The following is a 22,693-nucleotide window of genomic DNA, read 5'->3' on the forward strand; positions in this document are numbered from 1 at the left end:
GCAACGACACGCTCACGCAACTCAATCGGATGCGGCTTGCCCATGGTGCATCTCCTTCCATGAGACAAGTGAATCACAGATCAAGCCAAACGGGAATCCCGAATCCGGTTAACAGCGACATGCTTTAAAAGTCGTGCCGCCTAGCAGATCGTCGAAACCTCAGCCATCAGCCAGTCGCGGAAGAGCTGTAATGCATGGTTTGAGGCAATGGTCTCATGGCTGCAAATGAACTTGTAAGATTCCTTGGGCTGGAAGAATTTCTCCGATACGATGCCGAGACTGCCGCGCTGCACGTCGCTTTCGAGAAGCGGTCGATGAGAAAAGCCAATGCCTTGTCCCGACCGCGCCGCCGCCAGAAGCGTGTGCTGGTCGTCGAAAAACAGATTTGAGTTTGCGGCTATATCACCAATGCCGTGGTGCGATATCCATCGCTTCCAATCGCTCATGTCGCGGTAGTGTAGGCGCGGAATGTCGGGGTTTGTGAGAAGGTCTTCCGGGTTTGCCACGCCTTCGAGAAGAGAAGGGCTACAGACGGGAACGAGCTTTTCGGTCAACAGGTCGATGCTGTAGGCACCGGCAGGGGCGTTCAGGCAATATTTGATCTGCGCGTCTTCTCTGTCATGCGCAATGGAATCGATCTCGAGATTGTTCAGATGCAGCTGTATACCCGGGTTCTGTTTGAGGAATCCAGCAATGCGGCTGGCAATGACTTCCATAGAGAAGAAAGGCCCGGCGCGGACGCGGAGAATTTGCGCCCTGTTGTCCTGACCGATAAGGGCCGTCACAGCACCGATTTCGTCAAGGGCACGCCCACAAACTTCGGCCAGCAATGCGCCCTCTGCGGTAACGGTCACGCCACGAGGCCCGCGAATAAGCAACTGGCAGCCCAAGGCCTGTTCGAGAAGTTTGATCTGATGACTGACCGCGCCTTGGCTGACCGCAAGCTCTTCCGCCGCAGCGGTAAAGCTCTGGCAGTGCGCCACGGCTTCAAAAGCCCGCAACGCTTTCAAGCTTGGAAGTCTTCTCCGCCCGGCTCGTGAATTCATAGTCCCATTAAATTTTCTAATAACATTGAATAGTTCTTTTGCATTGATCGGCTGCGGGCACAAGCATAATCGTCAATCAATAAAAGCTGCCCAAGGGAGCATTCCCACCGGCTGATGATCTCAGGTGACGCTGATTTTCTGGGATCAGACATTGCCGGGCAAGGGCGAATAACAGGAGATCGGAACATGCATAAGCACGCCAAAATGGGAATTATTGCAGCGGTTGTCGCCGTGTTCGGTGCTTTCCCATCCTATGCCGAGGAAATCCGCATGGGAGCCGAGGGCGCTTATGCGCCGTTCAATTACCTCGATCCCAATGGGAAGCTGCAGGGCTTCGATATCGACGTCGGCGATGCGATCTGCGAGAAACTGAAAGCGGATTGCGTGTGGAGCGCCAATGAATGGAGCGGGATTATTCCTGCTCTTCAGGCGAAGAAATTTGATGTGATGGCGTCGTCGATGGCTATCACGGAATCGCGCATGCAGCAGGTCAATTTTTCCAATCCCTACTACTACAATACCATGCGGTTTGTTGCGTTGAAGGAACTTGGCCTGAAGGACGTGACGCCGGAAAGCGCCAAGGGGAAGGTCATAGGCACCCAGACCGGCTCTATCGCGGTCGATGTTTTGCAGCGCTTTTTCCCTGATAATGAGGTGAAGCTCTATCCGACGCTGGAAGAAGCTTTCCTCGACATTGAAAACGGTCGCGTGGACCTCGTGCTTGAATCCAAGTTCGCGCTCAGCAACTGGATTTCTAAGGGAGCGAGCTGCTGCGAGTTTGTCGGTAACGAGTTCCTGCTCGATGGCACATTGGGCGCTGGCATGGCCTTCCGCAAGGATGATGAGGAGCTGCGCGCGCGCGTCAACAAGGCGCTGGAAGAGATCATCCAGGACGGCACCTACGACAAGATCCGCGCCAAGTATTTTGACTTCGACATTCGGGAAAAGCCGAAATTCGCCAGCGAAATCTTCGCAAAATAGTTCGTTCCGAAAGGGCCCTGATCTGAAGCACCACATCAGATCGGGTGCCCGCCTTGTGCCATGCGCAAGGTTGCGGCGGCGCGATCATGCTTCAGCCGTTACATTCTCGACCAATCCAGACTGGTCTTCGCCGACATAGAGCATTTCCAGCAAAAGTGCGTAGCGGTTTTGCGTAGGATAATGCGTAAAAACAAATAGATAGAGCGGTTCCACGATTCCGTTTTCACCGGAACCGCTCTAAGAAAGGTCGATCCCGTGTCCTATCGCGTTGCGATCATCGAACTCATCAATGAAAGTAATACCTTCACGAAAAATCGCACGAGTATTGGCGATTTCCGTGCGTCCCACTATTTCAAGGGTGATGAGATTCCGGCCAATTTCCGCGGCACCGGCTCGGAGGTCGGCGGCGCGATAAAGGTCGCGGATGAAAAGGGATGGACACCTGTTTATATTACTGCCGCCCATGCGGAGCCGAATGGCGCGGTGCTGGAAAGCGCACGTCTGGAAATCACAGGCGAATGCCTGCGGCGGTTGAAGGAATGCGGACCGTTCAACGGTATCTTCGTCGCTCTGCATGGTGCCATGGTGACGGAAACGGATCAGGATGGCGACAGCCAGTTCCTGCGCGAAATCCGCTCGGTGGTTGGGTATGATGTACCGATTGCCATCACGCTCGATCTTCATGCGAATATTTTCGACGAACTGGCCGATCTGGCGCAGATCGCGGTTTCATTCCGAACCTATCCGCATGTCGATATGAATGAGGTTGGGGTTGAGGCTTGTTCGCTGCTGGATCGGGCGATGAAGGGCGAGATCGAACCTGCTCTCGCCATCGCCCGCCCGCCAATGCTGCTCGGTTGCGATGACGGTCGCACGACGGATAATGGCCCGATGTGCCGTCTGCTCGAAAGCGCGGACCGCGAAATGCAGCAGCCGGGCATCCTCAATGTGGCGATCAATGCCGGTTTCACCGATGCCGATGTTTGGGCGGCGGGACCAAGTGTTATTGTCACCTTCGATGCGAAAAGTGTTGAACGGCAGGCCGCTTTCGATGTTGCAGGCAAGATGTGTGATGAAATCTGGTCCTATAAGGATCAGTGGACGCAGCCGATGCCTCTTGATGCGTGCATCGCGCGATTGAAAGAGGCGCGCGGCGCCAAGGGCACGATTGTTGTTGCGGACTTCTCGGATAATCCCGGCTCGGGCGCTTATAGCGATTGCACCGCGCTGATTGCGGCGATGCTGGACGCCGGTGTGACCGATGCCGCCGCTGGCGCGCTGCTGGACCCCGAAGCGGTGGCCGAGATTGCAGCCAAGGCAGTGGGCGAGACCCTCACGGTGACGATTGGCGGCAAGTCTGATCCAACGGTCGGCGGTGGCCCGCTGACGGTGACGGGCCGTGTCATGGCGATCAGCGAAGGCAGCTTCGTTTTCGAAGGGCCGATGTTTACGGGTCTGCCCGGAACGACCGGAAAATCCGTGTGCCTGCGCGTGGAGGGGATCGACATCATGATCGTTTCCGAACGGATGCAGATGCTCGATCAGAACATCTTCCGGATTGTCGGTATCGAGCCGAAGGAAAAGGCAATTGTTGCGGTCAAGTCGATGCAGCATTTCAAGGGGGCTTTCGGCCCGATTGCGGCGCAGATCATCGTGACCGATGCTGGTGGGTTGAGTTCGCCGGATCTTTCGAGACGCACTTATTCGCGCCTGCGGCGTCCGGTTTTCCCACTGGATACACTCTCGTGAGTACATCAGTGAAAGTCCCAACTGAATCTGTTGGACTTTTGCCAGCGAACAGGGAATTTAGAGCATTTCCAGCAAAAGTGCGTAGCGCCTACGCTGGGAAATCAGTCCACTGGACTGATTTCTAATCCCGCTTCGATGCGTAGGATAGTGCGTAAAACAAATAGATTGAGCGGATCCACGATTCCGTTTTAATCGGAACCGCTCTAGAACCGTTTCGATCTGACGTAATCAATCATACCCACGGATGGAGTATCCGATGCAGACAGCGCCAATTTTCGCCGGATTAAAAATCGAGGCGGCTGAAATACGGGTTATCCGGTTGCCGCTGCTCGTGCCTTTCGTGATCTCCACCGGCACGATGACTGAAAAGGTGATACCGATCCTCACCCTGAAGGCGGAAGGTCTTGAAGGCTATGCCGAAGGCGTGATGGACCCCTTGCCGGATTATCTCGAAGAAACCATCTCCGGCTCGCTCTCATTCCTGCGCGATGTGCTGCTGCCGCAGATTGTTGGAAAGCGTTTCAACGGTCCGGCTGATCTTGCCGCCATTCTCGATCCGTGGCGCGGGCACAGGATGAGCAAGGCCATGGTCGAAATGGCCGTGTGGGACTTGTGGGCGAAAGCGCTGAACCTGCCATTGAGCGTTGCGCTTGGTGGCGTTCGCGATGCCATCGATGTTGGTGTCAGCCTTGGCATCGCCGATATTCCAACGACGATTGACCGCGTCGCGGCTTCGCTCGACGCCGGTTACAAGCGCGTGAAGCTCAAGATCAAGCGCGGCCATGATCTGGCGATGCTGCAAGCCGTGCGCGACCGCTTCCCGGACGCCAAGCTGACCGTTGACGCCAATACGGATTATCGCCTGTCGGACCTGCCGCTTTTGAAAGCCATGGACGCATTCGCGCTCGATTACATCGAGCAGCCGTTGGCGTTTGACGACATTACCGACCATGTGCATGTGCAGGAAAAACTGCTGACGGCCATTTGTCTCGATGAAAGCATTCGCTCTTCGGTCGATGCGCGCAAGGCGCTCGTCGCGCGTGCCTGCCGGGTCATCAACATCAAGGTCGGGCGCGTCGGTGGCCACAGCGCATCGCGGGCCATTCATGATGTCTGCGCGGCTTTCGATGTACCTGTATGGTGCGGCGGCATGCTGGAGGCAGGCATTGGACGTGCGCACAATATCCATCTTTCGACGCTGGTGAATTTCACCAAGCCGGGGGATACCTCGTCCGCCAGTCGCTATTTCCCGCGCGACATTGTCAATGAGCCGCTGGAAGCCGAAAACGGCCGCATGGCTGTGCCGAAAAACGGCCCGGGTATTGGTGTGACGCTCGACCGCGCCTTCCTCGATACGGTGACGAACCATCGCGAGGAATTCGCAGCATGAGCGAAATAGTCATCCGCGAACTCGCATCGCTGGCCGAGATGAAGGATTCGGAAACTGTGCAGCGGCTTGTCTGGGGCGACGACGATCCTGTCGATGCCTCCGATCTGTTGCTTGCTATCCAGCATGAAGGCGGGCTTGTCGCCGGTGCCTTCGATGGTGAGAAGATGCTGGGTTTCATCTTCGGTTTCCCGACTGCGACACCGGGCATCCAGCATTCGCATCGTCTGGCGGTTTTGCCGGAAGCGCGGGGCCTGAAGCTTGGTGCGCGCATGAAGTGGTTCCAGCGTGACTGGTGCCTTGCGCGCGGCGTGACCCATGTGCGCTGGACCTATGATCCCATTCGCGCGGTCAATGCCGGGTTGAATATTGCAAGCCTTGGCGCCACGTCGTCCACCTATCACATCGACTATTATGGTCCGATGGTCGGCATCAATGCGGGCCTTCCGTCGGATCGCATCGTAGCCGACTGGCACTTGGACGATCCGCGTGTCGAAGCCCGTTCCAAAGGGCAGGCGCCTGAATTTCCCGCCGATATTCGTCGCGTCGAATTTCCCGGCGATATCGACCAGCTGCTTGCGACAGATCCAGCGGCGGCCATGCAGGCGCGCCTGTCGCTTCGCGAGACGCTGCGCGCAGCCTTTGCCGAAGGGCAGCGCATTGTCGGCTTCGATCCCAAAATACCTGCCTATCTGCTGCGCTGAAGCCAGCCCGCGCGCCCTTTTAAAAGCCCGCATCCGAGCATCGGTTGCGGGCTGACTTTTTTCCGCGCGGCGCTACTTATTACATGGAGCGGACATCCCCCACGCTTGCGATGGTTTTTGAAAGGCAGAGCAAGCGCTCGCGTGTATGGTGAGTCCTCGACAGGATGCAGGCGGCGAAAGGAAAAGCGAATTGGCTCAGCATCGCGTAGTGATTGTCGGCGGCGGTTTTGCGGGTTTGCAGCTGGCGAAAGATCTGCAAAGTCCGGATACATCGATCACGATCATCGATCGCAGAAACCATCATCTTTTCCAGCCCTTGCTCTATCAGGTCGCGACGACTGTTCTTGCAACATCGGAAATCGCCTGGCCGATCCGCTCCGTCTTTCGCAATCGCGAAGAGGTTTCCACCCTGCTGGCTGAAGTGACGGGCGTGGACACGCAGGCGCGCAAGGTGCATCTCCGCGATGGGCACGCCGTTGATTATGACACGCTTGTGCTTGCGACCGGTGCGCGGCACGCTTATTTCGGACGCGACGAATGGGAGCCTTATGCACCGGGCCTGAAGGCGCTGGAAGATGCGACGACTATTCGCCGCCGTCTCCTGCTGGCTTTCGAACAGGCCGAGCTGGAGGCCGATCCCGAAGTTCGCAAAGCGCTGTTGACATTCAGCATCATCGGCGCGGGGCCGACCGGCGTGGAACTGGCGGGGATCATTGCGGAACTGGCCCACCGCACCTTGGTCAAGGAATTCCGCAATATCGATACATCCACAGCCCGCATCATACTCATTGAAGCCGGGCCGCGCATTCTGCCGGTTTTCCCGCCGTCGCTTTCGGAATATGCGGAGAAGTCGCTGACGAAAATGGGCGTGGAGGTCAGAACCGGAACGCCCGTCACTGCCTGCGATGCCAGGGGCATTTCCATCGGTGACGAACAGGTCGCGAGCCGCACCGTCATCTGGGCGGCGGGTGTGCAGGCTTCGAAAGCGGCTGAATGGGTGGGCGCCGAACAGGATCGCGCCGGGCGCGCCGTGGTCGAGCCGGACCTGACAGTGAAGGGCCATCCCGAAATCTTTATCGTCGGGGATACGGCTCTGGTCAAAACCGCTGATGGAAAGCCAGTGCCGGGCATTGCGCCTGCCGCCAAGCAGCAGGGCAAATATGTGGCGAAGGTGATCAAGGCGCGGTTTGCCAATCATGCCGCGCCCGGTTCCTTCCGTTACAAGCATCTTGGCAACCTTGCCACCATCGGTCCAAGTGCAGCCGTCATCGATTTCGGGTCGCTGCGGCTCAAAGGCTGGATTGCATGGTGGATATGGGGCCTCGCCCATATCTATTTTCTCATTGGCACGCGCAGCCGTCTGGCGGTGGCGCTCAGCTGGCTCTGGGTCTTCATTTCGGGGCAGCACTCAGCGCGTCTGATTACGCAGAAAGAAACGCTGAAAAATGAAGTGTAGGCGTGTCGCCCACGGCATGTTTACGCCAACGCGATAGTGAATTTCGTTTCGCTGGACACATGGTTGTGTGCGCCATTCTTAGAGCGCGGTTCGATCTGATTGAATCAGATCGAACCGCGCTCTAATTTTTCTGTTATAACGCGCATCTTCTCCGATAACCGTTTCACACTTTTCGGGATGCGCTCTTAACGAGGAGATATGAGAATGCGCTTGATGATGGGAATGCTGCTGGCGGGTGTCAGTATTTTGGGTGGGGCGAACCTGGCGCAAGCCGAGGAAAGCGTGGAAGTTCTCCATTACTGGACCTCGGGCGGTGAGGCGGCAGCGCTTAATCTCTTGAAGGAAAATCTTCAGAAACAGGGTATTGGCTGGGTCGATATGCCGGTCGCCGGCGGTGCGGGCGAGGCTGCCATGACGACCTTGCGCGCCCGTGTGACGGCGGGCAATGCGCCTGCCGCCGTGCAGATGCAGGGTTTCGACATTCTGGATTGGGCGGAGCAGGGCGTGCTCGGCAATCTGGATGAAGTCGCCGACAAGGAAGGCTGGGACAAGGTCATCCCGCCTGCAATCCAGCGCTTCTCGAAATATGACGGCCACTGGATCGCCGCGCCGGTCAATGTGCATTCCACCAACTGGGCGTGGTACAACAAGGCCGCGCTCGACAAGGCAGGCGGAAAAGTGCCGCAGAACTGGGACGAGCTTGTCGCGCTGCTCGACAAGTTCAAGGAACAGGGGATCACGCCGATTGCCCATGGCGGCCAGCCCTGGCAGGAAGCGCTTATCTTCACAAGTGTCGTGATGTCGTTCGGGCCGGATTTCTACAAGAAGGCGCTGATCGATCTCGATCCGGAAGCGCTGAAGAGCGATACCATGAAGCAGGTCTTCGAGCGGATGGCGAAGCTGCGCACCTATGTGGACGACAACTTCTCCGGACGTGACTGGAATCTTGCCTCATCAATGGTCATCGACGACAAGGCGGGCGTGCAGTTCATGGGCGACTGGGCCAAGGGCGAGTTCACCAAGGCCGGAAAAAAGCCGGGCGCGGATTTCGTTTGCGGTCGTTTTCCGGGAACGGAAGGTTCCGTGGCTTTCAATGCCGATCAGTTCGCTGTCTTCGAAGTGGGTGAGGACAAGCGCAAGGCGCAACTTGCACTCGCAGCCGCTGTGGAAGACGTCAATTTCCAGTCGGCCTTCAATGTGGTGAAGGGCTCGGCACCGGCGCGCACGGATGTGCCGACCACGGCATTTGACGAATGCGGACAAAAGGCGATCAAGGATCTGGCCGCCGCCGACAAGAGCGGATCGCTGCTTGGTTCCTTCTCGCAGTCGCATGCACAGCCAACCGCGATCAAGAATGCGATGTTCGATGTCATCACCCGTCAGTTCAATGGCCAGCTGACGGCTGATCAGGCGGTTGAAGAGCTCAGCTCCGCCATCGACATGGCGAAATAAATAAAAAAGCCTCCACCGAAACCTTCGGGGGAGGCTTTTTCGTTAGAGCGGTTCCAGTTAAATTGGAATCGCTGGAGCCGCTCTATCCATTTGTTTTCACGCATTGTCCTACGCAAAACCGCTTCGCACTTTTGCTGGAAATGCTCTAGATCGGCTTTTATGCCAGATCGAAACGGTCGGCGTTCATCACCTTGGTCCAGGCGGCAACGAAGTCCTTCACGAACTTCTCCTTGCTGTCGTCCTGAGCATAGACTTCGGCATAGGCGCGAAGGATCGAATTCGAACCGAAAACGAGATCGACGCGCGTTGCGGTGAACTTCGGCGTGCCGGTCTTGCGGTCGCGGATTTCATACAGGCCTTCGCCGGTCGGAACCCACGTGTAGCGCATGTCGGTGAGCGTGGCGAAGAAATCCGTCGTCAACGCGCCGACCTTGTCGGTGAAGACGCCATGCGCCGTGCCGCCATGGTTGGTGCCGATGGCGCGCATGCCGCCGACAAGGACCGTCATTTCAGGGGCGGTGAGGCCCATGAGCTGGGCACGGTCGAGGAGCAGTTCCTCGGCGCTGACCACATAGTCCTGCTTCTGCCAGTTGCGGAAACCGTCTGCCAGCGGCTCGAGCGGAGCAAAGCTTTCGGCATCGGTCTGCTCGGCTGTCGCATCGCCACGTCCCGGTGCGAAAGGCACTTCAATGTCGAAACCGGCGGCCTTGGCTGCCTGTTCCACACCGTAATTGCCAGCCAGCACGATGACATCGGCCAGACTTGCGCCAGACGCCGCTGCAATCGGTTCCAGAACCGAGAGAACACGGGCCAGACGTTCCGGCTCGTTGCCTGCCCAATCCTTCTGCGGAGCCAGACGGATACGCGCGCCGTTTGCGCCGCCACGGAAATCCGAACCGCGATAGGTGCGGGCGCTGTCCCAGGCGGTGGAAACCAGATCGGACACGGAAAGGCCGGAAACGGCGATCTTGGCCTTGAGGTCCTTCACGTCGTAATCCGTGCGGCCAGCAGGAACCGGGTCCTGCCAGATCAGGTCTTCCGTCGGCGCGTCAGGCCCGATGTAACGGGTCTTCGGGCCCATGTCGCGATGGGTCAGCTTGAACCATGCGCGGGCAAAGGCATCCGAGAACGCGTCGAAGTCGTTCATGAAACGCTCGGAAATCGCGCGATAGATCGGGTCTACCTTCAGCGCCATATCAGCATCGGTCATCATCGGGTTCAGTCGGATTGACGGGTCTTCCACGTCAACCGGCTTGTCCTGCTCGGCAATCGAAATGGGCTCCCATTGCGATGCGCCAGCCGGGCTCTTGACCAGATGCCATTCATGCTTGAACAGCATTTCGAAGAAACCGTTGTCCCACTTGGTGGGTTCCGTGGTCCATGCGCCTTCGAGGCCCGAAACCACGGTATCACGACCGATGCCGCGACCCTTGGTATTCATCCAGCCCAGCCCCTGATATTCAGGCCCTGCATCTTCCGGATCGGGACTGAGGTTAGCCGGATCGCCATTGCCATGGGTCTTGCCGATCGTATGGCCGCCAGCTGTCAGCGCCACGGTTTCCTCGTCGTCCATACCCATGCGGGCAAAGGTTTCGCGCATCTGCGCTGCCGTTGCCAGCGGATCGGACTTACCGTTCACGCCTTCCGGGTTGACGTAGATGAGGCCCATTTGGACCGCCGCCAGCGGGTTGTCCAGCGTGCTCGGCTTGGTCACGTCACCGTAACGGCCATCGCTTGGCGCCAGCCATTCCTTTTCATTGCCCCAATAGGTGTCTTTTTCGGGCGCCCAGATATCTTCACGGCCAAAGGCGAAACCAAAGGTCTTAAGACCGGCGACATCATAGGCAATCGTACCGGCGAGCGCGATCAGGTCGGCCCAGGAGAGCCGGTTGCCGTACTTCTTCTTGATCGGCCACAGCAAACGGCGACCCTTATCGGTGTTGACGTTATCCGGCCAGGAATTGAGCGGCGCAAAACGCTGGTTACCGGTGCTGGCGCCACCGCGACCATCGGAGGTGCGGTAGGAACCGGCGGCGTGCCAAGTCACGCGAGCCATCATGCCGACATAGCTGCCCCAGTCGGCAGGCCACCACTCCTGACTATCGGTCATGAGCGCGCGCAGATCGGCCTTGAGGGCTTCCACGTCGAGCTTTTTCAGCTCTTCTTTATAGTTGAAGTCCTTGCCCAGCGGATTGGTCTTGCTGTCGTGCTGGTGCAGAATGTCGAGGTTCAGCGCATTGGGCCACCATTCCATGACAGAACTGCCAAGCGCGGTATTGCCGCCATGCATGACCGGACATTTTCCGGCCGATTTCGTCTTAACGTCCATGATTGCTCTCCGATGGCTTTCCCAAAGATGGCTTTCGCTAAATTGAACGAGCGGCTGACACTGGCATGCCAAAGCGTCCGCTTTATGAAGGCGGACACTCCGGGCCACAGTCAGTTTTGGTACGGTAATCAATGCTTCCGATAAATTCCAATTGTATATTCTAAAGGCTGCGATATGCTCAGCTTATGATTGGCCTCTCCATGAAACACCTTCGCTATTTCGACTCGCTGGCGCGATTGAGCCATTTCGGGCGCGCGGCAGCGGCCTGCTCCATCTCTCAACCCGCCTTATCCTTGCAGATCAAGGAACTGGAAGACCTGATCGGCGCGCCTCTGGTGGAGCGTGGTGGCAGACAAATCCGCCTGACCGGGCTCGGTGAGGAATTCGCGGAGAGGGTGCGCGGCATTCTGCGTTCGGTCGACGAACTGGAAGAGCTGGCGCGGGCAGCGCATGGCCCGTTCACGGGGCGCCTGCGTCTCGGCGTGATCCCGACGGTTGCGCCCTATCTTCTGCCGGAAGTGATCAAGACGCTCACCCAGCGTTATCCGGGGCTGGAACCACGCCCGCGTGAGGCCATCACCCAGAAACTGATCGAAGACCTTTTGGAAGCCAGACTGGACGCGGCGATTGTCGCCTTGCCGATTTCCGAGCCTGCCTTGCAGGAAGTGCCCCTCTTTGAAGAGGAATTCGTGCTGATGCGCCCGCTGGAAGATGCGGGCAAGCCGGTTCCCAGCGCCGAAAAACTGCATGAAATGCGGCTTCTTCTTCTGGAAGAAGGGCATTGTTTCCGCGATCAGGCGCTATCCTTCTGCAATATTGCGAATGCGCCGCCGCGTGAATTGATGGAAGGCAGTTCACTGTCCACGCTTGTGCAGATGGTGGGTGCTGGCATCGGCATTACGCTTGTGCCGGAGATGGCGGTCTATACGGAAACACTCGCCGCGAATGTCTGCATGTTCCGCCTTGCCGAACCGCGCCCGTCGCGGACCATCGGTCTGGTTTGGCGCAAAAGCAACCCGCTGTCGTCGCAACTCTCGCAGATCGCCGAGATCGTTCGGGAAGTCGGGCTGCGCAATCAGGACCGGATGCAGGCTTTGTTGAGCCAATGAACCACCCGTCTGCGTCGGATCGGGCCTATTCTCCCACAATTTCGCCGACAACTTTGCCCGCTACAGACGTGCAGCGAAGATAGACCCGGTTCACGGCAACGCCGGGCAGGGGCTTTTCAAGAGCGTCGCGGGCGTGAAAGCCGTTTGCGTTATTCATTATAAGCAACCTGCGGCTTTCCTGCGGGATGGAATAGCGAAATTTGTTTTCTGATATGGCATTCACCATGTCAGTGACGACGTCATGGGATTGGGTATGCTCCTCGCCCACCTTCCCGTCGAACTGGCCGCTCATATAAGTTGTAATCGAGCCGTTCTGGTCATGGCTGAAAATGGTTGCCTTGACGCGATGTTCTATGACCATCACGTCATTTTGCCCGTCTTCATAGACAGTCGGATTGAGCTTGAAATAATACGCATCCGATAAGCCTATTCTGTCCACAAGCGCTGCCAGACCATCGAGTTTGCAGGTCGGAACCCAATGAAAATAGCCGCGTTCCTCGAAATTAATGGCAATGTTATAGACTGATATGTAGTCGGGAACGGCCACCTCTGTGCCGGTAAGTGCACTGTCGGAATGAAACTCCAATCGGTTCGTTGGCGTTAGATCCTGTAATCCGGCGCGTTCAAGTCTTTCGAGACTGTCTGCGGAAGTGGTGAAGACGGAAAACGGCGTCTGGTTTCTCCCGTCGGTTAACGTCGGCATAAGCGCCTGGGTCAGCGAAACGGCCAGCAGCGCACCCGCAATGGCATCCAATGTCGCATCGTCAAGGATGGACGGTATATCGACCGCGACGATCCCGATTTCCGGGCAATCCAACTGATACTGCAAATCTTTGAGCAAGTTTGCGAAGACATGTGCGGCCTGGTCGGCCAGATCCGCCGCGAGTTCCTTGTCACGCAAATCCGCGAGCGAAATCATGATGCCGCTCTTGGTGAGATAGTGCTCACAAAAGTCGCTTGCGGCCTGGTGAGGCAGCGAAAAGATAACCGGAGTTTCAAAGTGTTTCGTCATGAGAGTTATCTTTCCAGCGGGAAAATTAGGGAGTGAACTACCCCCTAATCTCCATCCAGAAGTTAGTAACGGGCGTTCTTAGCAGAGATAATATTATTTCTTCTTATTGTTGCAGTCATAAACATAAAGAAAATCAATACATCTGAGTGTTGAAGAGAGTCCCTTCAATACATCTTCAACTGCAATTGATTGCTTGCTTACGGTGTTGTTTGGATTATGCATTGAACTTCTCCCAATTTTTAAAATGTGCCTTTTTATGAAGGTAGCTTATTATTGAAGTCATTTATTATTTCGCGAAATAGCAAAGGAGCGCTGGCAATTTTATATCAGAGATTGCTTTTTATAGTGTTGATTCTTGCGGGCGAGTTTTTGGTTCGGCGAAAGGATTCTGCCATACTGCGCCAGTCCCGCCGACAAAGCCTACCATGGCCTTCTTCCCAATCCCATTTTACACCACACGCCTGCTCGCGAAATTTTGACGTTTACGGAAACGTCAAACTGCGCTAGTTTTGAGTCCGAACTGGTCGGCTGCGACCCGAGAACGGGTTAAGGCTGGCCAGAATGCTGCAAAAATGGCAGGTTTTCGAGTGAGAACGGTCCTTTTTGTTGCAGCATGCAGGTTGTCACGGCGTTTTGCCAGTTAAGCAGACAGCATGCATGAAACGCGGTTTGGAGCTGGTATCCGTCCGTTACGGGCTGGCTCAGGTGATGAATTTGGAGGATTTTGATGCCGAGCTATCGCGCGCCCGTTGAAGATACGAATTTCGTGCTCAACGACGTTCTGAACTATCAGCGTTACAACAATCTGCCGGGCTTTGCCGACGCGTCGCCCGACGTGGTCGAGGCAATCCTGTCGGAAGGTGCAAAGCTCGCTGAAGGCACCCTGTTCCCTGTCAATCACAGCGGCGACCGCGAAGGCTGCAAGCGCGCTGCCGATGGCAGCGTCACCGCGCCGAAGGGTTTCAAGGAGGCCTTCGATCTTTACCGCGAAGGCGGCTGGCTCGGTCTCGCCGTGCCGGAGCAATATGGCGGCCAGGGTCTGCCTTATCTGCTGCACACCGCCGTCGGCGAATATATGTCCTCGGCCAATATGGCGCTCACCATGTATCCCGGTCTGACGCAGGGCGCGATTGCCGCGATCCTTGCCCATGGCACCGATGAGCAGAAGGACACCTATCTGCCGAAGATGGTGGAAGGCACCTGGACCGGCACGATGAACCTGACCGAACCGCATTGCGGCACGGATTTGGGTCTCCTGCGCACCAGCGCGGCGCCGCAGGGCGACGGCTCCTACAAGATTTCCGGCCAGAAGATTTTCATCTCGGCTGGCGAACATGACATGTCGGAAAACATCATCCATCTGGTGCTGGCCCGTATCGACGGCGCGCCGGAAGGTGTGAAGGGCATTTCGCTGTTCATCGTGCCGAAGTTCATTCTCGATGAAAACGGCAACCCGGGTGCGCGCAACGGCGTTTCCTGTGGGTCTATCGAAGAGAAGATGGGCATTCACGGCAACGCCACCTGCGTCATGAACTATGACGATGCGACCGGCTATCTGATCGGCGAGGCGCATAAGGGCCTGCGCGCCATGTTCACCATGATGAACGAAGCGCGTCTCGGCGTGGCGCTGCAGGGGCTTTCGATTGCCGAAACCGCCTATCAGAATGCCGCGATCTATGCCCGCGAGCGTAATCAGGGCCGCGCCCTTTCTGGCGCGAAAGAGCCGGAAAAGAAGGCTGACCCGATTATCGTGCATCCGGATATCCGTCGCAACCTGATGACGATCCGCGCTTTCAACGAAGCAGGCCGCGCGCTCATCCTGTGGACGGCGCTGAATTCCGACATCGCGCACCGTTCCGGTGATGAGGGTGAGCGTCAGGCCGCCGATGATCTGGTCGGCCTGTTGACGCCGGTGCTGAAAGGCGTTCTGACCGACAAGGGTTTTGAACATGCCGTCATGGCGCAGCAGGTGTTCGGCGGTCACGGCTATATCGAAGAACACGGCATGAGCCAGTATGTGCGCGATGCGCGCATTGCGATGATCTATGAGGGTGCGAACGGCATTCAGGCGCTCGATCTGGTCGGTCGCAAGCTGGCGCTGAATGGCGGTCGTGCGGTCACGACCTTCTTCAAGGAAGCGGGCGAGTTCTGCGAAGCCAATCGCGACAACGAGAAGCTGTCCTTCTTCACCAAGCATCTGAAGAAGGGGCTCAACGACCTTCAGGCCGCCACCATGTGGCTGATGCAGAACGCCATGGCGAAGCCCGACAATGCCGGTGCAGCCTCCAATGACTATATGCACCTTTTCGGTCTGGTTGCTCTGGGCCTGATGTGGGGCCGCATGGCCAAGGTCGCCGAGGAAAAGCTGGCGGCAGGTGAAGGCAACAAGGCTTACCTTGAAGCCAAGCTTGTCACTGCCCGGTACTATTTCGAGCGTATCATGCCGGAAAGTGCCGCCCATCTGGCGCGCATCCAGTCGGGTGCGGATAGCATGATGGCGCTGCCTGCGGATGCGTTCTGATTTTCTGCCGATATTTTAAAGGTTAGGCCGGGTTCTTCGGACCCGGCGGGAAGGAGAAAAAATGGCTGAGGCTTATATTTACGATCACGTGCGGACGCCGCGCGGGCGCGGCAAGAAGGACGGGTCCTTGCATGAAGTGCCTGCTGTGCGTCTGGGCGCAAAGGTTCTGGAATCCCTGCGCGACCGCAACAACATCGATACCGCCAAGGTCGATGACATTATTTTTGGCTGTGTCGATCCGGTTGGCGAAGCCGGTGCCGTCATTCCGCGCTCTGCCGCTTTTGAAGCCGGATACGACTTCAAGGCCCCGGGCATCCAGATTTCGCGCTTCTGCGCTTCGGGTCTCGATGCCATTAATCTGGCGGCTGCCAAGGTTGCCTTCGGCGCCGATGATCTGGTGATAGCGGGCGGCGTTGAAAGCATGTCGCGCGTGGGTATGGGCATGTCGGGCGGCGCCTGGTACATGGATCCATCGGTTGGCTTCCCGGGCTATTTCATGCCGCAGGGCGTTTCCGCCGATCTGATCGCCACGAAATACGGTTTCAGCCGCGACGACGTCGATGCCTATGCTGTCGAAAGCCAGAAGCGCGCAGGCAAGTCGTGGGAAAAGGGTTATTTCAAGAATTCGGTCATTTCGGTCAAGGATCAGAACGGCCTGACCATTCTCGACCATGACGAGCATATGCGCCCGACGACCGACATGCAGGCGCTGGGCCAGTTGAACCCGTCCTTCGTGATGCCGGGCGAAATGGGCGGCTTCAATGCTGTCGGCATTCAGGCGCATCCGGAAATCGAAACGGTCAATCACGTTCATCATGCCGGTAATTCGTCGGGTATCGTCGATGGCGCAGCGGGCGTTCTGGTTGGCTCCAAGAAGGCTGGCAAGGCGTTCGACATCAAGCCGCGCGCCCGTATCCGCGCTTTCGCCAATATCGGCTCCGACCCGGCGCTGATGCTGACCGGCCCGGTCGACGTGACGGAAAAACTGCTCAAGCAGGCAAAGCTGAAGATTTCGGATATCGACCTGTTCGAACTCAACGAAGCCTTCGCCGCTGTGGTGCTGCGCTATATGCAGGCCTTCGACATTCCGCACGACAAGATCAACGTCAATGGCGGCGCGATTGCCATGGGCCATCCGCTCGGCGCAACCGGCGCGATGATCCTCGGTACGGTGCTGGATGAGCTGGAACGCCGCGATCTCAACACCGCGCTGGTGACCTTGTGCATCGGTGCTGGCATGGGCACGGCGACGATCATCGAGCGCGTATAAGGGCGAGGGAGGTTTTTACGAATGGCTTACACGAATTTCAAAGTTGAGACCGACGCCGACGGCATTGCCCTCGTCACCTGGGACATGCCTGAAAAGTCGATGAATGTTTTCACCGTCGAGGCGATGCAGGAACTGAACGCCATCATCGATGCGGTGGTTGCCGATGACAAGATCAAGGGCGTGGTCATCACGTCCGGCAAGGAAAGCTTCTCCGGTGGCGCCGACCTGACCATGCTGGAAGGCATGTTCAAGGCGTTCCAGAAGCAGAAGGCCAAGGACCCGCAGGGCGCGGTTCAGTCCCTGTTCGACAATGTCGGCAAGATGAGCGGCCTGTTCCGCAAGCTTGAAACCTGCGGCAAGCCTTGGGTTTCGGCCATCAACGGCACCTGCATGGGCGGCGCGTTTGAAATGTCGCTCGCCTGCCATGCGCGGGTTGTGTCGGATGCTCCGGGCGTGAAGCTTGCGCTGCCTGAAGTGAAGGTCGGCCTGTTCCCGGGCGCTGGTGGAACGCAGCGCGTTCCGCGCCTAGCCAACCAGCAGGACGCGCTTCAGATGATGACGACCGGCTCCAGCCTGACGGCGCAGCGCGCCAAGGCGATGGGCCTCGTCACGGAAGTCGCCCCGGCGAAGAAGCTGGTCGAAACCGCCAAGAAGCTCATCAAGGGCGGCCTCAAGCCGGTTCAGCCTTGGGATGAAAAGGGCTTCAAGCTGCCGGGCGGCGCGATCTATTCGGCTGCCGGTGCCAATCTCTGGCCCGCCGCAACCGCCATTCTGCGCCGCGAAACATCGGGCAATTATCCGGCGGCGCTGGCTATTCTGAAGTCGGTTTATGAGGGCCTTCTGGTGCCGTTCGATACCGGCCTCAAGATAGAGCAGCGCTATTTCACCGAAATCCTCCAAACAACCGAAGCGGGCATGATGATCCGTTCGCTGTTCGTGTCGTTGCAGGAACTGAACAAGGGCGCACGCCGCCCTGCGGATGAAAAGCCGACCAAGCTCAAGAAAATCGGCGTCATTGGCGCTGGTTTCATGGGGGCGGGCATTGCTTATGTGACCGCCAAGGCGGGCATTCCGGTGGTGCTGATCGACCGCGATCAGGAAGCCGCCGACAAGGGTAAGGCGCATACCGCCGATCTCGTCACCAAGGAAATGCAGAAGGGCCGCGCTACTGAGGCCGACAAGGAAAAGCTTCTGTCGCTCATCACCGCGACGCCGGACTATGCCGAACTCGACGGTGCCGATCTGGTGATCGAAGCCGTGTTCGAGGACCGTGAAGTCAAGCGTGTCGCGACCGAGAAGGCCGAGGAAGTGCTGAAGTCTTCGGCGATCTTCGCGTCCAACACTTCGACCCTGCCGATCAGCGGTCTTGCCAAGGTATCGAAGCGTCCGAAGAATTTCATCGGCATCCACTTCTTCTCGCCGGTCGACAAGATGATGCTGGTGGAAGTGATCCTCGGCAAGAAGACCTCGGACAAGGCTCTGGCCGTCGCGCTCGATTATGTCCGCGCGATCAAGAAGACGCCGATTGTCGTCAACGACACGCGCGGCTTCTACGTCAATCGCTGCGTGCTGCGCTATATGTCGGAAGCCTACAACATGCTGGTTGAAGGCGTTCCGGCGGCCATGATCGAAAATGCCGCCCGCATGGCCGGTATGCCGGTCGGCCCGCTGGCGCTCAACGACGAAACCGCCATCGACCTGTCGCAGAAGATCCTGAAAGCCACGCTTGCCGATCTGGGCGACAAGGCCGTTGATCCGCGCCATGTCGAGCTGGTGGACAGGCTCGTCAACGAGTTCGACCGCAAGGGCCGCAAGAATGGCAAGGGATTCTACGAATACCCGGCCAAGCCCGCCAAGAAGCATCTTTGGGCTGGTCTCAAGGATCTCTATCCGCAGCAGAACCCCGACAAGATCGACGTGAACGAGCTGAAGCAACGCTTCCTCGTCACCATCGCTCTCGAAGCTGCCCGCGTGATGGAAGAAGGCATTGTCACCGATCCGCGCGAAGCCGATGTCGGCTCGATCCTCGCCTTCGGTTTCGCGCCTTATACGGGCGGTACGCTGTCCTATATCGATGGCATGGGTGCGAAGAAATTCGTCAAGCTTGCCAAGGACTTGCAGAAGAAATACGGCCAGCAGTTCAAGGCGCCGAAGCTTCTGCTCGACCTGGCCGAGAATGGCGAAAGTTTCTATCAGCGTTTCAATCCCTACAAGAGCGAAACCAAAAAAGCGGCTTGATCCGTAATCTCTTAAAGTCTGGAAGGCGCGGTGTGAAAACATCGCGCCTTTTAATTTTCCGGCGTCCCTTTCGATCTCGTTAGGAAATTTTCCCTGTTATTTCATGCGTCTTGCGTAAAACACCAATTTTCGGTAGGTTCTGACAAAAGTTGGTAAGGGTATTAGGTTTAAAATCCTACGCGGCGCATTCTCACGGCCCGAGTTCGCCATGGGACGATGCCTGCCTGAAATTGGCGGATAACACATGTTTTCTCACGACAGCGTCTGGGCGGCGATAGACGCACTGGCAGAACGCCATTCCCTGAGTGCGTCGGGCCTTGCCCGCCGCGCTGGTCTTGATCCCACGACCTTCAACAAGTCGAAGCGTTACGCCGCCGACGGGCGCGCGCGCTGGCCCTCGACGGAATCGCTGGCCAAGGTGATGGAAGCCACCGGGGCAAGCTTTGAAGAACTCACCCGCCTGATCGGCGGCGGCGTTAATACGAACCAGGGTTTCGGCGAATATACGCAGGACGCGCAACCGATCCCGCTTCTCGGCATGGCGGAGGCTGGCACGGGCGGCTATTTCGACGATGCGGGTTTCCCGGCGGGGCAGGGCTGGGACATTGTAGAATTTCCAGTGGGTGCCAGCGAAGGTGTGTATGCGCTGGAAGTTTCGGGCGACAGCATGTTGCCCCTTTACCGTGACGGCGATACGTTGATTGTCGCGCCCAATGCGCCGGTGCGTCGCGGCGACCGCGTGGTGGTGCGAACCAAGGACGGAGAAGTCATGGCCAAGATACTCTATCGCCAGACACCACGGACAATCGAATTGCATTCGCTTAATCCAGAGCATTCAAACCGCAGCTTTGAGACCAAGGATGTGGAATGGATCGCCAGAATTCTATGGGCCAGCCAGTAATGGCGCAGTCGCATACGAGAAGCCATTCGCGCATGGTCTATGGCAGTCTCGCCGGTTTGACCGGCGCGCTGTTGGCCGCTGCTTTCATCGCTCCGTTTTATGGCGCTCTGGATGGGCCCGTGCCGGTGATCGCTGCGGATAGCGGCACGACCGCGCCGACCGGCAGTTCGGGCAACGGCATCGTCGTCGAACAATTCGATTATGACGAGCCGGGTACCAAAACGGATGGTCAGCAGAACGCGCAATCCGCTCCTGAGACCACGCCGCAGCCGGGCAATTCCAGCGATGAGGCAAACGGGCTTCAGCGCGAAGCGCCGCGACCGCCGCTCAGCGATCTCGGTCTTGCGGCGACACCAAAGCCGCCGGAGCCGGTCGCTCCGGCTGAGCCGGTTGCGCCAACCCCTGCCGTGCCTGTCGGGGAGGGCGAGGACATGCAGCTGTTGCAGCGGCCAGTCGCGGTTGCCGCCGGGCGGCTCGAAAGTCAGGGACGCATGATCGATTTGCAGGGCATCGAGGTTTTGCCGGTCGAGCAGACCTGCCAGACCACATCCGGCCAGAACTGGCCATGCGGTATGCAGGCGCGGACGGCCTTCCGCCAGTGGCTGCGCTCGCGCGCCATCATGTGCCGCCTGCCGCAGAACGATAGCGGTGCCGCCATTGCGACCGGGTGCAAGCTTGGCAATGACGATGCCGCTGAGTGGCTGGTGACGAATGGCTGGGCCAGGGCGACGCCAGACGGTTCCTATGCTGATGCGGGACGCAAGGCGGAAGAAGCGCGCCTTGGCATTTTCGGAGACAAGCCGGATGCGTCCTTGCAAAGTCTGGAGCCTGATCCGGGCAACAGTCTCAGCAATCCATCGCCGCTGGCACCTGAGCCAGAGCCGCAACCCTCTGCGCCGTCTCCGCAGCAGGGTGAATTTCCGCCAGCGCCTGTTGCGCCAGCACCAACACCTGCAAACTAGGCTTCGGCTGCTGCCTTCGGGCTTCTGCCTGATACTGATTTCAGCGGAACGGTGATCACCACGAGGCAAGCGATCACCAGTACGACGCCGAGCCAGCCCATGGCTGGGAGACGTTCTCCCACAATAACTACGGCCAGCAGCGCGGCGACGACAGGCTCGACGAGTGTGATCGTCGTCGCCATGCTGACAGGAACCCGCGCAAGGCCGATGCCAAAGCAGACATAACCGAGGAACATCGGCACCGCCGCCATATAGATGCCGACGGCGGCATTGTTCCAAGAGGCGAGGAAGGGCGCGCCGGTCATCAGCAGCACCGGCATCAGCAACAGGCCGCCAATGCCGAATGTCGCGCCCATCGCGACCGATGAATGGATGCCGCGCAGGATCAGGCCGCGCGCAGTCCATGAATAGAGCGCATAGGTGAAGCCTCCAATCAGGCCAAGTCCAATGCCGATCAGCACAGAGTTGCCCGTCTGCACACCACTATGCGCCGATCCCTCGGCTATGGATATGAGGATCATGCCGAGCAGTCCGATCAGGGCACCCCACAGCCATTGTCGGGACAATCGGGAACCATCGAATACATATTCGATCAGGGCGGAAAGCAGCGGCGCGGACCCGAGTGTGACGACGGTCCCGATGGTGACCCCAGCCATACGCATCGAGGCGTAGAAGGCGAGGGGATAGATGGCGACGGCCAGTCCGCCGAGAACGAGGTTGCGCCAGTTTCTGGCCAGTTGCGGCCGTGCACGGATGATGCCGGGTCCGGCGAGAAGCGCCTGCATCAGCCCGCCGACGCCCATGGCCGCAGCGCCGATTGCCGCAGAACCCACCTCCGGGGCAAATGTTGCGGCTGTGCCAGTCGTCCCCCAGACGGCAGAGGAAAACAAAATGGCGGCGACGCCAATCGCATAATTGCGCGATGATGTGTTCACAATGCCCCCAACATGTCCGATGCCATAGCCCGCGCCTCCTGAATGCAGGCGCTGTTCCCCTCAAGTCCGGCGCGCGACATTGCCCCTTCCAGCAGAAAAGACAGTTGCCGCGCCAATGCAGCCGCTCTCTCAGGCGCGTCGGGCAGCAGTTCCGCCAGATGGCCCGCCAGCAGCGCTTCGACCTCGCGCTTGTGGTGTTTCACTGCCTGGCGCCCAATATCGCCGACCATCAATTCGGCAGCAGCATTCAGCAGCCCGCAGCCGCGAAAGCCGTGCTCATAGGCAAATTCAGCATGGTCCTGATAGGCGTCGAAAACCGCGAGAACCTTTTCCAGCGGTGTGACAGCTTTTTGCAGCCGCGCATCATAGAGGCCCAGCCATTCGGCATGGCGCACTTCCAGATACTGGTTCACCAGATCGGCTTTGGACGCAAAATTATTATAGAGGCTCTTCTTGGCGACGCCCGCTTTTTCAACGATGGCGTCAATGCCGGTGCCGCCGATGCCTTGATCGTAAAACAGCACGGCAGCAGCATTCAAAAGCTTTTCGCGCGCGCTTTCCGTGGAAGCCGGAAATGGTGTTTGAACGGACTTCATCGCAGTAATCCTTGTGATAGGTATACCGTTCTACCTACTACGAGA

The 22,693-nt window shown here is 58.1% G+C and carries 17 protein-coding genes; 12 read left to right on the forward strand and 5 right to left on the reverse strand.

All coding sequences use genetic code 11. The annotated features are described in order from the left end of the window. Positions 1–140: 140 nt before the first annotated feature. A complete protein-coding gene (locus tag ABWW11_RS21540; RefSeq protein ID WP_235859017.1) occupies positions 141–1,109 on the reverse strand; it encodes a LysR family transcriptional regulator in 969 nt (322 codons plus the stop codon). Positions 1,110–1,232: 123 nt separating this feature from the next. On the opposite strand from ABWW11_RS21540, the gene ABWW11_RS21545 reads away from it, so the two are divergent. From ABWW11_RS21545 to ABWW11_RS21570, 6 genes are all read left to right on the forward strand, one after another. Further along, entirely contained in the window at positions 1,233–2,027 is a 795-nt protein-coding gene (locus tag ABWW11_RS21545; protein WP_235859018.1) for an ABC transporter substrate-binding protein, read from the forward strand. Between the two features lie 255 nt (positions 2,028–2,282). Then, on the forward strand, positions 2,283–3,776 hold the full coding sequence (locus ABWW11_RS21550; RefSeq protein ID WP_109366993.1) for a M81 family metallopeptidase: 1,494 nt from the start codon (positions 2,283–2,285) through the stop codon (positions 3,774–3,776). 256 nt (positions 3,777–4,032) lie between these two features. Then, positions 4,033–5,166 (forward strand): o-succinylbenzoate synthase, encoded by a 1,134-nt coding sequence (gene menC / locus ABWW11_RS21555; RefSeq protein WP_109366994.1) that lies wholly within the window; start codon positions 4,033–4,035, stop codon positions 5,164–5,166. Further along, positions 5,163–5,867: a GNAT family N-acetyltransferase gene (locus tag ABWW11_RS21560; RefSeq protein WP_109366995.1), complete on the forward strand. Its 705-nt coding sequence runs from the start codon at positions 5,163–5,165 to the stop codon at positions 5,865–5,867. The genes menC and ABWW11_RS21560 overlap by 4 nt, the downstream gene beginning before the upstream one ends. A gap of 190 nt (positions 5,868–6,057) precedes the next feature. After that, on the forward strand, positions 6,058–7,323 hold the full coding sequence (locus tag ABWW11_RS21565) for an NAD(P)/FAD-dependent oxidoreductase (RefSeq protein WP_209445998.1): 1,266 nt from the start codon (positions 6,058–6,060) through the stop codon (positions 7,321–7,323). 204 nt (positions 7,324–7,527) lie between these two features. Beyond that, positions 7,528–8,775, forward strand: coding sequence for an ABC transporter substrate-binding protein (locus ABWW11_RS21570; protein WP_109366997.1), 1,248 nt, complete (start codon positions 7,528–7,530; stop codon positions 8,773–8,775). A 157-nt stretch (positions 8,776–8,932) separates the two neighbouring features. Here the strand turns inward: ABWW11_RS21570 and katG are convergent, their stop codons facing one another. After that, entirely contained in the window at positions 8,933–11,104 is a 2,172-nt protein-coding gene (gene katG / locus ABWW11_RS21575) for a catalase/peroxidase HPI (protein ID WP_109366998.1), read from the reverse strand. Between the two features lie 185 nt (positions 11,105–11,289). On the opposite strand from katG, the gene ABWW11_RS21580 reads away from it, so the two are divergent. Beyond that, the gene (locus tag ABWW11_RS21580; RefSeq protein WP_109366999.1) at positions 11,290–12,213 is read left to right on the forward strand and encodes a hydrogen peroxide-inducible genes activator; all 924 of its coding nucleotides are present in this window, start codon (positions 11,290–11,292) and stop codon (positions 12,211–12,213) included. Positions 12,214–12,238: 25 nt separating this feature from the next. Here ABWW11_RS21580 and ABWW11_RS21585 read toward each other — a convergent pair whose 3' ends face one another. After that, positions 12,239–13,114 (reverse strand): hypothetical protein, encoded by an 876-nt coding sequence (locus tag ABWW11_RS21585; RefSeq protein ID WP_353411553.1) that lies wholly within the window; start codon positions 13,112–13,114, stop codon positions 12,239–12,241. Between the two features lie 838 nt (positions 13,115–13,952). Here ABWW11_RS21585 and ABWW11_RS21590 point away from each other — a divergent pair. The 5 genes from ABWW11_RS21590 (at position 13,953) to ABWW11_RS21610 (ending at position 21,117) form a co-directional block, all read left to right on the forward strand. Continuing rightward, positions 13,953–15,746 carry an acyl-CoA dehydrogenase C-terminal domain-containing protein gene (locus ABWW11_RS21590; RefSeq protein WP_109367001.1) on the forward strand — a complete coding sequence of 598 codons (1,794 nt, stop codon included), beginning with the start codon at positions 13,953–13,955 and terminating at the stop codon, positions 15,744–15,746. A gap of 61 nt (positions 15,747–15,807) precedes the next feature. Beyond that, entirely contained in the window at positions 15,808–17,016 is a 1,209-nt protein-coding gene (locus ABWW11_RS21595) for an acetyl-CoA C-acetyltransferase (RefSeq protein WP_109367002.1), read from the forward strand. Positions 17,017–17,037: 21 nt separating this feature from the next. Then, positions 17,038–19,254, forward strand: coding sequence for an FAD-dependent oxidoreductase (locus tag ABWW11_RS21600; protein WP_109367003.1), 2,217 nt, complete (start codon positions 17,038–17,040; stop codon positions 19,252–19,254). A gap of 244 nt (positions 19,255–19,498) precedes the next feature. After that, entirely contained in the window at positions 19,499–20,155 is a 657-nt protein-coding gene (locus ABWW11_RS21605; RefSeq protein WP_109367004.1) for a S24 family peptidase, read from the forward strand. Further along, entirely contained in the window at positions 20,155–21,117 is a 963-nt protein-coding gene (locus ABWW11_RS21610) for a thermonuclease family protein (RefSeq protein WP_109367005.1), read from the forward strand. The genes ABWW11_RS21605 and ABWW11_RS21610 overlap by 1 nt, the downstream gene beginning before the upstream one ends. Here the strand turns inward: ABWW11_RS21610 and ABWW11_RS21615 are convergent. Both ABWW11_RS21615 and ABWW11_RS21620 read right to left on the reverse strand, forming a co-directional pair. Further along, complete coding sequence (locus ABWW11_RS21615) at positions 21,114–22,052, reverse strand: DMT family transporter (protein ID WP_209445999.1); 939 nt, start codon at positions 22,050–22,052, stop codon at positions 21,114–21,116. The two genes, ABWW11_RS21610 and ABWW11_RS21615, sit on opposite strands and share 4 nt — an antisense overlap. Beyond that, on the reverse strand, positions 22,049–22,648 hold the full coding sequence (locus ABWW11_RS21620) for a TetR/AcrR family transcriptional regulator (protein WP_109367006.1): 600 nt from the start codon (positions 22,646–22,648) through the stop codon (positions 22,049–22,051). The genes ABWW11_RS21615 and ABWW11_RS21620 overlap by 4 nt, the downstream gene beginning before the upstream one ends. Positions 22,649–22,693: the final 45 nt, after the last annotated feature.

Origin of the sequence: Brucella sp. NBRC 113783, assembly GCF_040372265.1 — a bacterium.
GTDB classification, from domain to species: domain Bacteria; phylum Pseudomonadota; class Alphaproteobacteria; order Rhizobiales; family Rhizobiaceae; genus Brucella; species Brucella teleogrylli.